13 protein-coding genes and 1 tRNA gene are annotated in these 13,876 nt (G+C 67.2%); 6 read left to right on the top strand and 8 right to left on the bottom strand.

The features are described from left to right. Positions 1 to 37: 37 nt before the first annotated feature. Positions 38 to 394, bottom strand: a complete 357-nt coding sequence (locus tag ACZ6S0_RS09970) for an SRPBCC family protein (protein ID WP_465915287.1) — start codon at positions 392 to 394, stop codon at positions 38 to 40. A gap of 695 nt (positions 395 to 1,089) precedes the next feature. On the opposite strand from ACZ6S0_RS09970, the gene ACZ6S0_RS09965 reads away from it, so the two are divergent. Continuing rightward, complete coding sequence (locus tag ACZ6S0_RS09965; protein ID WP_465915286.1) at positions 1,090 to 1,629, top strand: hypothetical protein; 540 nt, start codon at positions 1,090 to 1,092, stop codon at positions 1,627 to 1,629. An 81-nt stretch (positions 1,630 to 1,710) separates the two neighbouring features. On the opposite strand, the gene ACZ6S0_RS09960 is transcribed toward ACZ6S0_RS09965, so the two are convergent. From ACZ6S0_RS09960 to ACZ6S0_RS09940, 5 genes are all read right to left on the bottom strand, one after another. Continuing rightward, positions 1,711 to 3,867 carry a bifunctional polysaccharide deacetylase/glycosyltransferase family 2 protein gene (locus ACZ6S0_RS09960; RefSeq protein ID WP_465915284.1) on the bottom strand — a complete coding sequence of 719 codons (2,157 nt, stop codon included), beginning with the start codon at positions 3,865 to 3,867 and terminating at the stop codon, positions 1,711 to 1,713. A 200-nt stretch (positions 3,868 to 4,067) separates the two neighbouring features. Continuing rightward, on the bottom strand, positions 4,068 to 4,697 hold the full coding sequence (locus ACZ6S0_RS09955; RefSeq protein WP_465915282.1) for a hypothetical protein: 630 nt from the start codon (positions 4,695 to 4,697) through the stop codon (positions 4,068 to 4,070). A gap of 193 nt (positions 4,698 to 4,890) precedes the next feature. Continuing rightward, the gene (locus ACZ6S0_RS09950) at positions 4,891 to 5,028 is read right to left on the bottom strand and encodes a hypothetical protein (RefSeq protein WP_465915280.1); all 138 of its coding nucleotides are present in this window, start codon (positions 5,026 to 5,028) and stop codon (positions 4,891 to 4,893) included. Continuing rightward, positions 5,025 to 5,222: a hypothetical protein gene (locus tag ACZ6S0_RS09945; protein WP_465915279.1), complete on the bottom strand. Its 198-nt coding sequence runs from the start codon at positions 5,220 to 5,222 to the stop codon at positions 5,025 to 5,027. Before ACZ6S0_RS09945 ends, ACZ6S0_RS09950 begins: the two co-directional genes overlap by 4 nt. Positions 5,223 to 5,534: 312 nt before the next feature. After that, a complete protein-coding gene (locus ACZ6S0_RS09940) occupies positions 5,535 to 6,704 on the bottom strand; it encodes an alginate lyase family protein (RefSeq protein WP_465915277.1) in 1,170 nt (389 codons plus the stop codon). Between the two features lie 215 nt (positions 6,705 to 6,919). Here ACZ6S0_RS09940 and ACZ6S0_RS09935 point away from each other — a divergent pair, with 215 nt between their 5' ends. The 5 genes from ACZ6S0_RS09935 to ACZ6S0_RS09915 all read left to right on the top strand — a co-directional run bounded on the left by ACZ6S0_RS09935 (position 6,920) and on the right by ACZ6S0_RS09915 (position 12,511). Continuing rightward, positions 6,920 to 8,281 carry a ricin-type beta-trefoil lectin domain protein gene (locus ACZ6S0_RS09935; protein WP_465915275.1) on the top strand — a complete coding sequence of 454 codons (1,362 nt, stop codon included), beginning with the start codon at positions 6,920 to 6,922 and terminating at the stop codon, positions 8,279 to 8,281. A 291-nt stretch (positions 8,282 to 8,572) separates the two neighbouring features. Beyond that, the gene (locus ACZ6S0_RS09930) at positions 8,573 to 9,142 is read left to right on the top strand and encodes an ArsR/SmtB family transcription factor (RefSeq protein ID WP_465915273.1); all 570 of its coding nucleotides are present in this window, start codon (positions 8,573 to 8,575) and stop codon (positions 9,140 to 9,142) included. A 352-nt stretch (positions 9,143 to 9,494) separates the two neighbouring features. Continuing rightward, a complete protein-coding gene (locus ACZ6S0_RS09925; protein ID WP_465915270.1) occupies positions 9,495 to 10,007 on the top strand; it encodes a DUF6461 domain-containing protein in 513 nt (170 codons plus the stop codon). Between the two features lie 492 nt (positions 10,008 to 10,499). Beyond that, on the top strand, positions 10,500 to 11,801 hold the full coding sequence (locus ACZ6S0_RS09920; protein WP_465915267.1) for a DUF2716 domain-containing protein: 1,302 nt from the start codon (positions 10,500 to 10,502) through the stop codon (positions 11,799 to 11,801). A 335-nt stretch (positions 11,802 to 12,136) separates the two neighbouring features. Then, positions 12,137 to 12,511, top strand: coding sequence for a hypothetical protein (locus tag ACZ6S0_RS09915; RefSeq protein WP_465915265.1), 375 nt, complete (start codon positions 12,137 to 12,139; stop codon positions 12,509 to 12,511). 12 nt (positions 12,512 to 12,523) lie between these two features. Here ACZ6S0_RS09915 and ACZ6S0_RS09910 read toward each other — a convergent pair whose 3' ends face one another. Continuing rightward, the gene (locus ACZ6S0_RS09910) at positions 12,524 to 12,889 is read right to left on the bottom strand and encodes a hypothetical protein (RefSeq protein ID WP_465915263.1); all 366 of its coding nucleotides are present in this window, start codon (positions 12,887 to 12,889) and stop codon (positions 12,524 to 12,526) included. 718 nt (positions 12,890 to 13,607) lie between these two features. Beyond that, positions 13,608 to 13,692, bottom strand: a tRNA-Tyr gene (locus ACZ6S0_RS09905). Positions 13,693 to 13,876 lie beyond the last annotated feature (184 nt).

Genomic DNA, 13,876 nt, shown 5'->3' with positions numbered 1-13,876 from the left:
ACCAAACAGCAGAGATTCCTCCAGGGGGCAGGAGACCCTACTGCCCGAAGGAGAATCGAAGCTGAGCGTTGATCAGGAAATTGAGCCGGAAACGCAGATGGCCGATCACGGCCTGCTCCGGAATTTCCTCAGGTGTCAACAGCGTCCAGCGCAGTGCGCAGCCGTCCTCAGCCGGCCGGATGTCGAACCGGATCTCGTCCCCGGGCCTACCCGGCCACAATGATGACCAGACCACGAGCTCCGGCTTCACCGCGTGCAGGATGTGCGGCTCGACCTCGTCAGAACGCAGATCGAGCCATGGGCGCCCACCAGGCCGTCGTGGCTCGGTCAGGCTCTCCCACACGACATGAGCCGGCGGCGGTTGCTTACGCTCTCGCGAACCCAACTCGATCACTTCAACAGTCTAGAGAAGAATCGGCGATGCCGATGAGGGGGTTCTCCGTACTCCCCAGCGAAACCAAAGGTTCGGAGGAGCAGACTTCGACGTGCGAAGCTGGTGGACATGGAGGCTGGTTCGGTACGCAGAATTCTGGCGGTGCACCCAGATGGTCCGTGGCTGGTACTCGTAAACGGGTCCACCTGGAATGTCGAGTTGCGTAACACCGGGGTGGATTTCCCCTTCACCAGGTCGAGGCTGTCGCTCTTACCACTGCTGGAGAGGCCGCGAGACGAAGTGGAGCGGCAGGCCAGGCAGGCACTCGGTCCTGACGATCCGGACCTCGCTGAAGTCCTACAGGCGGTCATCGAATGCGGGCTCGTAGGGCAGTCGGAGTATTGGACCTCACTGACATTGCCGTGGATGAACACCGATGAGGTCGGACTCTTTGCCGGGCCGCTCAGGGAGATCGCCGTCGGGCGGCTATGGTCTCAGGGCACACAGCACGCTGCGAAACGACTCTTGAAGCGGAACGGTCTCTGGTCAACCGATCGACGGCGACCTCACGACCAGCGCCGATCCGGATGCCGTGGCGGCGGCGAGGCTCCCCCTCCCACAGCCGCGTGAATTCTGGCGGGCGGGTTCAGCGCCTTGACATGCCGACGGCGGAGTGGATCAATTGCGGACTTGTGCGCGTCCTTACAGGAACACTGATGATCGCCACCCTGGTCGCGGGGTGTTCGAGCGACCCCGTCGACGCGGTACCAGCAGCCGCGCTCGCGCCCCCTACGACCACGGTCGCGAGCCCCGACCCGAGCGTGGAGACCGAAACTCCTTCGCCGCGGGCGACGCCGAGCCCGGCGCCGCTGAGCGTCGATCAGGCGGCCCGCCGTTATCTGGGCATCGTGCGCCCGTACAACATCGCGCTCGAGCGACTCGAGCAGGCTGTCAACGGCGGCCGGCCTGTCACGGAGCTACGCCGCCGAGCAGCGCAGGTCGCCACCGCGAACAAGACGCAGATCCGGCATTTGACCGACACCGCCTGGCCCAGGGCGCTGCGCGGTCCGGTGCGGCAACTCAAGGCCGAGTCGCTCACGGCGCAACGGCACTGGCTCCTGGCGGCGCGTGCCCGTACCCGCGACACGCTCATCCAGGAGGTGCTGAACGCCGCCCGCCACGACGGCAAGCCGGCGGCGGGGAAGATCCGCGCACTCCTCCACCTGGAGCAATACGACGAAGAGGACTACTCGTGACCGTCCACGGCGACCTCCGTTGTCCACCGTCGTTCGCTTCCATGCGCCCAGCATGCGGTGGGCCCGCTCTCACCGGCCCGCCTACCCGGCGGGCTCGCCGACCGGCGTGCCCGGCGCGTTGAACGTGCCCTGCCGGTTGATCGTGTGCCAGCGCAGCCGTACGCCCAGGATTGCCGTGGCCACCGACTGGATCACCACCAGGTACATCAACTGCCGGTAGACGAACTGCTGCAGCGGCAGCACCCACAGCGCGGAGACCCGTTCGCCGTCGAGGCGCAGCGCGTACCAGCCGGTTGCCGCCTGCACGGCGACGAACCCGGCCCACACCGCGACGACCGGCAGCGGGTCGCCCACCGCCGTGCTGTAGACCGCCATGAGGTCCACCACGGGCGCGAGCAGCGGCAGCACCACCTGGAACAGAGTCAGATAGCCCAGGCAGCGGCGACCGAAGGGCGCCCGTTCCACCAGCGCCCCGCGATGCTTCCACATGGCCTGCAGGGTGCCGTAACACCAGCGGTAGCGCTGCTTCCAGAGCTGCCCGAGCGTCGTCGGGGCTTCCGTCCAGGCCAGCGCCTTCTCCTCGTACACCACCCGCCAGCCGGCCCGGCACAGCGCCATCGTCAGGTCAGTGTCCTCGGCCAGCGTGTCCGTGCTCACCCCGCCCAGCGCCACCAGCGCCGAGCGGCGGAACGCCCCGATCGCGCCCGGCACGGTCGCCATGCAGTCCAGCAGCTCGAACGCGCGCCGGTCGAGGTTGAACCCGATCACGTACTCGATGTGCTGCCAGCGCCCGATCATGCCGCGCCGGTTGCCGACCTTGGTGTTGCCGCTGACCGCGCCGACGGCCGGGTCGGCGAGCTGGCGGACGAGGTGCCCGATCGTGGCGGGTTCGAAGACGGTGTCGCCATCCACCATGATCAGAATCTCGTGCGATGCCTGCGCGATCCCCACGTTGAGCGCCGAGGGCTTTCCGCCGTTCGGCTTCGTGATCACCCGGACGTTGCCGTAGCCGAGCGCCGCGGCCAACTCGGCGGTGCGGTCGGTCGAGCCGTCGTCGACGACCAGCACCTCCACCTCACCCCGGTAGGACGTGGACACCAGCGAGCGCACCGTTGCCTGGATCCCGGCCTCCTCGTTGTAGGCCGGGACGATCACCGTCACCGCAGGCAGCGCGGGCCAGTCGGGCGCACGCCCCTTGCGCCGCCGTCCGCCCCGGTTGCGGTGGGCGTGCACCATCGCGAGCACCGCGAAGAACGCCAACCGGCCCAGCGTGAGCACACCGGCGGCGAACAGCACCCACGACAGGGCCGCGACGAACCAGCCCGAGGCGCGCTGGGCGAAGGAGAACACCGCGCCCGCGAAGCGCTCCCCGCCTTCCGCCTGCTGGTGCGCCGACGGCATGCCCAGCGCGTCGGTCACGGTGACCGCCCGGTAGCCGCGCGCGGTCAGCTCCCGCAGCGTGCGGTCCAGGGCCTCGACGGTCTGCTGCCGGTTCCCGCCCGCGTCGTGCATCATGACCACCGCGCCCTGTCCACGTTTGGGAAGCGCTGCCGCAGTGATCTTGTCCGTGCCGGGGTGGCTCCAGTCTTTGGTGTCCAGATCGGTCAGCGTCACCAGATAGCCCTGGTCCGCCACTGCGCGCAGACTGTCCCACTGGGGGACGGTGATCGTGTTCGTCGTCGAGGAGTACGGCGGGCGTACCAGCGTGGTGTGCAGCCCCGTCGCGCCGGCCAGCGCCCGCTGCGTCAGCGACAGCTCCAGCCGCAGCCGCCACGCCGGTACGGCTGCCAGGTCGGCGTGGGTGTAGGTGTGGTTGCCGATCTCGTGGCCCTCGGCGACGATCCGCCTGGCCAGCTCTGGATACTGGGCGACCTTCGAGCCGACCACGAAGAAGGTGGCCTTGGCGTCGTGACGGCGCAGCACGTCCAGCACCTTCGGCGTCCACTCCGGATCCGGGCCGTCGTCGAACGTCAGGGCGGCCGTCAGCGCGGGCAGGCGGGCGCTGGCCGGCTCGCGTTCGGTGAGGTTCAGGACGGGGCCGCCACGGCGGGCCTGCTCCAGGTCGGGACTGGGGTGGTCGGCCGCGGGCGGGACCGCTTGCGTCTCTCCGACGACGTTGGTCACGTACCCGTCGAGCACGAGCATGGTGGCGGCCAGCAGCAGCCCGGTGGCCACCAGGAACCAGTGACCCCGCGGATCCGTCCGCTTCTTGGAGACCGGCGCGGGTGTCCCGGGCAAGGGCGGCTCGACCGCTTGCCCGTGCGGTTGCCTGCCTGACGGCCGCTCGTGTGGTGCGTGTAAGTACGGCGGCTGGTGGGCAGGTGGCGGCTGCCCGTACGGGGGTTGCGGGTGCGGCGGGGCGACCGGTGGCAGGCCGGCGGCGAGGCGGGAATCCTGCCAGGCAGGCACCGGCGGCCTGGCCCGGTCGGCAGGATGGCTCATCCCTTCGGCCCTCTCGTCTTGCCAGGGTCGTGTCCCGGCGGGTTGCCGCGGCCGGGCCCGTCCGGCTCGGCGGGCACGGATTCCGTCGGCACGGGCTCGGCCGTGGGCTCAGGTCCGGTGCTGTCCCCACTGGTCGGCGCGCTGGTCGGTTCGGCGCTCGTCGAGCCCTCGGGGTCCGTGCCCGGCCGCTCGGTCGTGGGACGTCCCGCAGGGTCCGTGGCGGGCGCCTGCGGGGGCTCCTGCTGCGCCCCCGTCGGCTCGACCGAGCGCGTCCTGCGCGGCTCCGCCTGGGCGGAGGATGTCGGGGTACGGGTGGGCGTCGCCGCCGGCGGGCTTGCCTGGACGGTGCGACGAGGCGTCGCCGTGGGGCTCGGATGGTCGGGCGAAGCCGTACCTGCCGGGCCGCCGGGCTGGTCCCCTGGCCAGCCGCTCACAGAGAGCGTCGTGCCGGAGAACAACCCGCCGACCACGACGGCGAGCAGCCCGAACACCACCAGGGCTCCGCCGATCGAGCCGAACATGATGAGTCGCCGGCGACGGCCGCTTCCGTCAACGAAGACGGCTCTGGACGGCGGCTGGAAGCCGGCGGTGGGTGGCTGCTCAGGGCGGTGATGCTCTATGGGCACGAGCTGAGATCGTAGTGACAAATCAGGATTTTTGGGACTATTAATGTCCAGCGACGAGATCGTCAGGGCCTTCCAGGAGGTCCTGATCCGAGAGCCCTGGCCAGATACCGGCACAGGCATGGAGCTCCGGCTGCCGAGCGCCCCTGATCCTGGGCGGGGCGGGTCTGGCTCGGGTCGGCGCTGTGGTTGCCCGTCAGCACCAGCCCGATACGGCGGCTTGGCCCGCGGGGATGACGTGCTCGGTCGGCAACGTGTTCCACCGGCCCTGATACTGCTTGCCGCGCTCGAGGTCGTCGCCGCGCCTCAGGTCAGGCGTGCTCTGGACGTTCACCTGCCCCATGCGAACACCCGCTCCGGCGTGATGGCCGGGTCTCCGACCTTGACAGCCTGGGACTCGACCTGATCGACGAAGCTCCGCGTCGGGTTGCCGGAAGGCGCGTCGAGCGACAGGGTGCCGACGCCCCCTCCGGTGGCCGGGCCGAACGGGAGCTTCACCTCGCACGCACTCGCCTCCGGCCAACTCACGTGGACTCCCTGGAGCCGTCGGGCCGCTGGATGTCGGCCATCGGCTCGTCCGTGATGCCGTTGTCGATGCCGTACAGCCAGCGGTCGATCCACCGGTCACCCCGCTCTGCCACTCCGCGGTGCGGAAGCTGGTGGAGTTGGGGTGGACGCCACGGTGGATCCAGAACCTACGCGGCATCTGACGCTTGGCGACCTTGTACCAGATTGGCGAAGTGCATCGTCTTAACGAATCAGCCATCGGGCGAACGCCACCCGCCTGCCCCGCCGTACGCGCGGGGCAGGGCGTGATCGTCACCGGACCGCCCACCTGACCTAGTTCGGGTTGTTCGCGTGGGTGAGGGTCTCCCACGCGACGAACAGGTTGTTGCTGCCCGCGGGCCTCTGCCGCTCGGTCAGGGACTGCGTGTTCGCCATCGGGATGCCCATGCGGTTGTGCAGGCCGTTGAAGCCGACCTCGGTGATCGGGCCCAGCCCGAGGGTGAGGGAGCCGCCGCACAGCCAGCTCGGCACAGCGGTGCCGAGTTGGTACCTGGAGTGGAAGCCGAGCGCGTGCCTGAGCCGCTCCGCGACCTCGGGATAGAGGTCCTGGCCCTGGATGCGGCTGGTCTCGGCGATGTGCGAGATGGACGACAGGCCGTAGCCGGTGTGTGTGAAGTCGCGGCACGTCTCCTGACTGAGACCGTCGACAAAGCTGGTCTGGTTGTGCCAGTACCCGATGATCTCGGCCGGGGTGTCGATGCCTCCCACGGGCGGCGCGACCGGGAGGGAGCCGTCCGCGGTCACGTAGACGTAGGCGGGCAGGCGGGCGCGGAACTTGGCCACCGCCCGGTCGTAGGCGGCGCGGTCCTCCAGGAAGACGGCGATGCCCAGGGCCGCCTCCGTCATGGTCAGCTCCCAGTTGCCGTTGCTCGATGAGCCGCCGGCGACCTCAGGCAGGTACACGTTGCGCAGCATGGTGGCGAAGCGGCCGGCGTTGGGCCAGCCGGTGTACGTGTAGCGGATGATCTCGGCGGCGCGCGGCCAGGTCGAGCCGGCCCAGCCGCTCTGCAAGGGCGCGTTGCTGTTGGTGTGGTCCTGGATCGTCGCAGACCAGGCATCCATGATCGAGATCGCCTTCTCGGCGTACCGGCTGTCTCGGGAGATGTACCAGCGCAGCGCGAGCGTGTACGCCGCCAGGGCGTCCTCGCGCTCGTCGGTGCAGCCGTTGTTCGGGTTGGAGTAGGACCCGCACTCCACGATCGCCCGCGGGCGAGGAGTCCTGGTCAGGGAGGCGTAACGGCTGGCGTTCATCTGGTCGTACGCGCTCTTCCACGGCTGCGCGTTCGCCTGGACCTGGGCCCGGACGAAGTCGAGCTGTGGCCGGCTGACGAGTACGCCGGGGTGGGTGAAAGTCGCCGGGGCGGCCTCGGCGGTACCGCCGGTGAGCCCTGTGACCAGCAGGGTGACCAGCATGGACAGAGAGAGGAGGATACGGCTGCGCATGGGGAGATCCCTTCGTCCACATATGTGTACGACATGCATAAGCCTGGACAGACTGCGCGTGATGGCGAACATAAAGCGCGAGCACGACCCGGTCAAGGCTTTCTGTTCGTAAACTTTCCTATTGACAACCCTCCTTTCTCCTGTTTTGATCCGAGTTATTTTAGGGACCGAAGTAAGCCCTGCACTCGCGGCGCAGAGAGAAAGGGACACACCCCATGACCCCCCAGCGCCCCCCATCACGGCTGCTCTTGAGCATCCTCGCCGCCCTCGGCCTCGCGACCGTCGGCCTGGTGACGCCGGCCGCGGCCGCCACCGGTCAGATCACCGGGTACGGCGGCAAGTGCGTGGACGTGGCTGGCGCCGGCACCGCCAACGGCACCCAGATCCAGCTCTACACCTGCAACGGCACAGCCGCCCAGCAGTGGACCACCGGCACGGACGGCACCCTGCGCGCCCTCGGCAAGTGCATGGACGTGGCCGCGGCAAGCACGGCCAACGGCACAAAGGTGCAACTGTGGGACTGCAACGGCTCGGCCGCCCAGGTCTGGACGGCGGGATCCGACGGCACCCTGCGCTCTCTGGGCAAGTGCCTGGACGCCACCGGCCCCAGTTCGGCCGACGGCACCCCGCTGCAGATCTGGGACTGCTTCGCCGCCGCCAACCAGCGCTGGACCCTGCCCGGAGACGGCACCACGCCGCCCGCCCCGGGCAAGACGGCCGCCGCCCCGTACCTCTACCTCGGCTGGGCCAGCCCGCCCAGCGCCACGTCGGTGATGAGCCAGACCGGCGTGCGCTCCTTCACCATGGCGTTCATCCTGTCCGGCGGCGGATGCGTGCCCCGCTGGGACGGTTCGCGACCGCTTACCGGCGGCGCGGACCAGCAGACGATCAACGCGATCAAGGCCGCGGGCGGCAGCGTACAGATCTCCTTCGGCGGCTGGTCGGGCAACAAGCTCGGCCCCAACTGCACCAGCCCCGCCGCCTACGCCGCGGCCGTCCAGCAGGTCATCGACGCGCACGGCCCGGCCGTGGTCGACTTCGACATCGAGAACACCGACGAGTTCGAGAACTACCCCGTCCAGGACCGCATCCTGAACGGCCTCAAGATCGTCAAGCAGAACAACCCCAACGTCAAGATAGCCGTCACCTTCGGCACCAACCAGAACGGCCCCAGCGCGGCCGGGCTGCGGCTGATCAACCAGTCCAGGGCGCTGAACGTGCCGATCGACAACTACACGATCATGCCCTTCAACTTCGGCGCCTCGAACATCTACCAGAGCACCGTCAGCTCCGCCGAAGGGCTGAAGAACGCCCTCAAGAACGCGTGGGGCTGGACAGACGCCCAGGCGTACGCCCGTATGGGCATCTCCGGCATGAACGGCATCTCCGACCAGTCAGAGGTCACCACGACGGGGACCTGGACCCAGATCCGCGACTGGGCCAAGGCCCGAGGGCTGGGCCGCCTGGCGTTCTGGTCGGTCAACCGCGACCGGCCCTGCTCCGGTGGCCTCACCCAGACCTGTAGCGGCGTCAGCCAGGGGAACTGGGACTTCACCCGCATCTCGGCGGGCTTCTAGACACAGCCCCACGAACCGGCCGCGTATCGGCCATGAAGAGCCGTAGGGCACCGATGATCGATAGATAGCCGGACACAAAGCGAAAGGCCCGCCACCACGTTTCCGCTGGTGACGGGCCTTTCCCCGCTGGTGCGACAGGTGCAAGGCTCGAACTTGCGTAGGCCGAGCCTGCGAGGCAGAGGCAGGCACGATCCTCCCTTCACGCCGCCGACCTCGACGCCACCCACACGTGATTTCAAGATCCAGTAGACGCCTTGAGCATCTTCACCTGCTGGTCTTACCGTCGTGACCATGCGACAGATCGACGACGTGGACGTGCTCAAGGTTATGAGCAGCCGGTTTCGGATGAAGCTCTTCAGCCTCCTGTTCCGGATTGGCCCGGTCACGGTGAGCGAGCTCGCCAGGCGGATGGATGCCGACCCCGGCCAGGTGAGCTATCACCTGCGGCAAATGCAGAAACATAGGTTGATCGAGGACGTGCCGGAACTCGCCCGGGACAGCCGGGAACGCTGGGTGCGGGCGGCTTTGAGCGGGTGGGCATTGGTGAGGGACTTCGAAGCCCCGGAGGCCAGAGCCGCCCTGCAGGCGTGGACTTCACAGTGGGTGATCGATCAGTTCGAGCGACTGCGCGACTTCGAACGCACTCACATGACGCTTCCCGAGGACTGGCAGAACGCGGCCTTTGGAAGCAGCCGCCACCTACGGCTCACCAAGGATGAGCTCACGCAGCTCGACGACCAGCTCAATGCCGTGCTGAAGCCGTGGTGCGAGCTGACCAAATCGCGCGTCGAATCGAGCGCGGCTCCGCCGGACACTCGCCCGATTTTCATTTTCTACCACGCATTCCCCGAAGAACCCTGAGGAGCTTCCCATGTACACCATGCATGAGGAGTGGGGCCGCGCTTACCTCGCTGAACAGCGAGCCGAGGCGGCACGGTCACGCATGATTCCGCCGCGCACGCGCCGGCCTGTTCATCTGCGCCTCCGCGGCCGGTTCGCGATCACCCTCCGCCGCCTCGCCGACCACCTCGAACCTGCCTGACATTCCGTACGGGTATCCGTCGACGTAGATCTCCAGAGCACGTCCCGCACGTTACGGACCTGCAGGTCTCTGAGCAGGGAGCCCGCTGCCGCCTCTCAAGGTCGAGCCAACCTTTTCGTCGGACTCGCATGCCATCATCTTCATGATCTGTCCCGAGAGAACAGGATCCCCGTGGGCGGCTACGACTGGCTCGATGACGACGCGTTCTGTGCAACCTTCGTCCGCGGTCTCACTCCGCACGAGGCGCTGGCCCGCCTTGGCATTGACATGTTCGACGGGGATGACGAGGAAGGCGATTTCGAGGACGGGCTCATCTGCGCCCGGCCGGCCGAGGGCGGGACCATTCTGAGCGAGTCGAACGGCTTCGCCGGCACGCTGCCCGAGGTGCTGCGGCCCTTGTCGGCTGGGACGGTCACGGCGAGTGTCTTCGTCAACGTGAACAGAGTCGCGTTCTTCGACCATTACGCCGCCGGCCGCAGCATCCTGACCTTCGATCCGCTGTTCGGCGGCGACGAGGACGGCCTCCCCGAGGACTACCTGGCCGACCGGATCGAGCTCGGGCTGGCCGGCGACAAGTCGGAGGGCGGGCTCGCCGCCGCACTGCTGCTGGCCGAGCGCATCACCGAGGTGCGGCCGAACGCGTCAAGTGACGCGGTGGCCGCCCATGGCGTTCTCGAGTACTGAAAGCAGCGCGAGACTTCGTGAAGTCATCGGGCCGCACCTCCCGGAGGCACTCGTAGCGCTCGGCGAACCTGTCGACAGCCTCATGGATCGAGCCACCGAACTGGTCCCGCATGACCATCAGGACCGGAAGGATACGCCTGCGGACAATGTGATCATCAATGGAGCCCCAGAGATCTCCCACAAGAGCATCTTCCCGCGTTATCAGCTTGGGAGCTGTATCGATCACAGCCCTACAGGGCTGCCGAGCAGGGCAAAGGCCGCTCCTGAGTGACCATGGCTCCCCCTTCGTCACCTCCCTTGTTGGCCCGCTGATGACCCAGACGATCAAGTTGGCGCGGACCGAGAGATCAAGATCATTCCGCGCATATTCCGGATCTTGCCAGTGCCGGTGTGCTGACGAATACACAAGTTCGAACACACAAGGTCAGTTGGGATGATCAAACCGTGGCACGTGGTGGCCGAGACTGATAGGGGGTGGACTGCGTGAATGGAGTGGCTGAGGCGCTGCTGGCTGCGTACGACAATCAGTTGCCGGGCCGGGTGCCGCAGGAGTTGCCGTGGGGAGCCGCGATCGAGCGGGATGGACCACTGATACGAACCCACTTCGGCACCCACGGGACCGTCGACCTCCCCAGTCTCGTCTACGACGATCTGGCAGGGCTGATCCGCCGACAACAGGAGATCTTCGCCGCACGCTGCGAACCGATCGAGTGGAAAGTCCACTCCCACGACTCACCCCTGCTCCCTGAATCGCTGCGAGACGCAGGATTCAGCCCGGGGCTGGAGCGGACCCTCCTGGCGGCCGACATCGCCGACGTCCCATCACCCGAAGTCCTGCGATCTGGCATGCGCATACGGCCCTATCTCCGTGGGGAACGAGAGCGGCTGCATCGCATGGCCGCGGCCGCGCCAGAGCAGCGAAGGCCGCTCACGGAGTTGGAGGCCGACGGGACAGCCCGCGGAACAGGATCAGAGATGCAGATCCTGGTGTTGGAGTACGACGGGCGGATCCTGGACTCAATCTGGATCGAACGAGTGGCCGACACCGACTTCGCGGCCATCGGTGGAATCACCGGCCCACGCCCCGAACTGCTCCACGCCGCGGCCGCCTGGGCGGAATGGCGCGATATTCGGCACGTGTATCGACCTCGGACGCCGCGTCACCTTGCCGCCGAAGCGACCGGCGCCTTGATCCCCACCTACCTCGCGGCGGGCTTCCATGAGATCGCCCGGGTGTGCACCTACCGCTGGGCGCCCGCCGGTGAGCCAGCCCGGGAGCGCCCTGCAAAACAGCTCCTGTCCGATCCTGAGTATGACGAGATCTGGAAGCGGTTCGAGGCTCGGTTCGAGGTGACCTACGAGACTGCCGATCGGGGAATCGCTGAACCTCCAGCCTCCACCACCTGGCACCTCGAAACCGTCGACCGCCCGGACGACCCCCTGCTTGCCAAGGTAGAGGAGATTGTCGCGCGCGGATTACGTGCCAGCGCTCGGCCCGGTGACCGGCTCTACCGCCTCAAGTGGTACATCAGCGGCTCTCGCATCGACCCAACCCGCGTCGGCGGGCCAGGACAGCCCCCGTGGACGACTTACGCCTACCTCATCGATGAACACGTCATCCAAGTCACCGAGGACCTCCGAATGGGCACGTTCGGCAACTGGCGGGAAGCATCCTTATGTGTCTTCGGCGACGAACTTCTCGCCCACGTAGACGATGAGCTCACTGGCCTTCTCGGCACCGTGCTGCGGCGCGGCGGACGCCCTGTCGGCAACGTCTGGAGCTTTGGTCCCTGACGACATGCCACGTCGCCACGCCAGCCCTACGACCGACTGGCCGCTTAGGGATTGCCCAACGGTCCGTTCCGCCCGGCCGCTCACCGCGGCATCCGGCTGCACACTCCTGAAACGCAGAAGAGACCCCATAGGGCCTCTGAGCTGCTGTTACTGCTGGCGGCAGGTGCAAGGTTCGAACTTGCGTAGGCTGAGCCGACGGCTTTACAGCGCGTGGCCGTTCCTATCGACTCAATGCCTTGGACCTGCGACTCCATCCTGCCAGGCCGCCACAAGCAGCAAGATCATTGCACGCATATTGCACGGTCCACCGGACGCCCCGTGAGAAGCTCAGCCCTGTGGATCAGCGCCCGGAGGCAGCCTTCCCGACGGACAAGCTAAGCGCGCTTCGCCTTGGCACACCCCTCGTCGCCGAAGTTGAGGCGGGCGCTCTGGAGTATCGAGCATGGATCGAGATCCGCCCACTGCGGACTACCGCCGACGATGCCGCCCAGCAAGAAGGCTGGACACGAAACGACGAAAGGCGCAGCTTCCGGCTGACACACTGCGAATACGTCATCAAGCGCCTCGACGGCTGGGACTACGACATCGGAAGCCACGAAATCAAGCGCACAATCGCCACCGACGAAGTTGACCTCCTAGCCATACTCCAAGGTTGGGGCGTAGCGCCCGAACGGTTCGCCTACCCTTGGGACACCGACTTCCCTGCCTAGTGCTGCACCGCTTTAGGTCGTTGGGGGCGGTGGAGGTGTGGTCTGAGCGTCGGGGTCAGCAAAATGGAAGGCGCACGCACGGTCGAGGGCTTCCTCGGGTGAGCCTGAAGGGTGGCCGCTGGGCAGGAGACTGTCCTGATAGATGCCCTCGCTAGGCAGGTAGATTGCGAAGGCCCAGATGTGCGAGAGGCCGTCGAAGCGCAGGCGGCACAACCGCGCATAGGCACCGCCGTGCAGGCGCGCTTCGAGATAAGCGAATCCACCGCGGAAGCTCACGTCGATCCCGGCCAACTGCCAGCGTGAGCGAGCGTGGTCGTTCAGGCGCTGACGCAAATGATGCTTCATCGACTCGGGCGGATTCTTCGGCATTCCGCTCATCGTGCCCTCCAAGAGATCAACCACGCTGCTCGGTGAGCCAGGGTGAGGAACGAACTCTGGATCGTCGATCGGCCCCCGAGCACGTATGGCGTCCAGCCATGCAGTGGCGATCGTAGGGCTGCATCTGTGCGGCGGCGTGGCGACCCCGGTCGGGGCGTTTGGTTGGTACGGCGGGGCCGGCGTACGGTGCCCGGCCCGGTGTCCCGCCGCCGTCCGGGACCGGCCCTCAGGCCGCACGCCCGGACGGCGGGCGGGCGGAGGGCCGGGGGTACGGCGGCGCGCCGCGCCGCCGCTTGATCCCTATCAGGGCAATTCGGCAAGGGTCAACCAGTTATCGATCAGCCACTTCAGAGCGTGAAGAGAGAGGCAAGGCCCTCAGTGACCATCCGCTTCGGGCAGATGTCCTGCTGCGCGTCTATGCCAAGTGCATCGACGGTCCGGAGGAGATCGTCAACCAGCGGATAGCGGACCTGCTGACCATATGAGATCACGAACAACTTTCCTCGAAGGGCTCCGGCTTCCCCCGGGGCCTTTCGGCATTGCAGGGCCGCTCATCCCGCGCATGCTCCGGATCATGCGCGTCTACCTGGGAAACACCGCAGGATCCATCCCGCGTATATCCCGTGACCAGCGACAAAGGCCACTCACGGCGACGTCCGGCTGCACACCCCTGAAACGCAGAAGAGGCCCTGAAGGGCCTCTGACCTGCAGCGCCTGCTGGTGGCAGGTGCAAGGTTCGAACTTGCGTAGGCTGAGCCGACAGTTTACAGCGCGTGACCATTGCAACCGAGAGATGGCCTTCCACCTGCGACAGGACTCGTGTCAATCCCCTCAAACCGTGGAGACGGTTCTATGCCACAGCGGTCCTTAGCAGGGCCGTTGATGTTTGCCGCTTCTCGATCATCAGGCGCTCGAATGTGACAGGCGGCAGCCCGTCGTTGGCACTGTGCCTGCGCTTGACGTTGTAGAAATCCGCGATCCAGGTCG

It is taken from the genome of Nonomuraea sp. NPDC051298, assembly GCF_055586305.1.
Note: the sequence above shows the minus strand (reverse complement) of the source record. Positions and strands in the feature narration are given on the sequence as shown.

Coding starts and splice junctions, on each gene's coding strand:
- ACZ6S0_RS09965 (WP_465915286.1), top strand. CDS start 1,090: ATGATCGCCACCCTGGTCGCGGGGTGTTCGAGCGACCCCGTCGACGCG.
- ACZ6S0_RS09940 (WP_465915277.1), bottom strand. CDS start 6,704: ATGCGCAGCCGTATCCTCCTCTCTCTGTCCATGCTGGTCACCCTGCTG.
- ACZ6S0_RS09935 (WP_465915275.1), top strand. CDS start 6,920: ATGACCCCCCAGCGCCCCCCATCACGGCTGCTCTTGAGCATCCTCGCC.
- ACZ6S0_RS09930 (WP_465915273.1), top strand. CDS start 8,573: ATGCGACAGATCGACGACGTGGACGTGCTCAAGGTTATGAGCAGCCGG.
- ACZ6S0_RS09910 (WP_465915263.1), bottom strand. CDS start 12,889: ATGAGCGGAATGCCGAAGAATCCGCCCGAGTCGATGAAGCATCATTTG.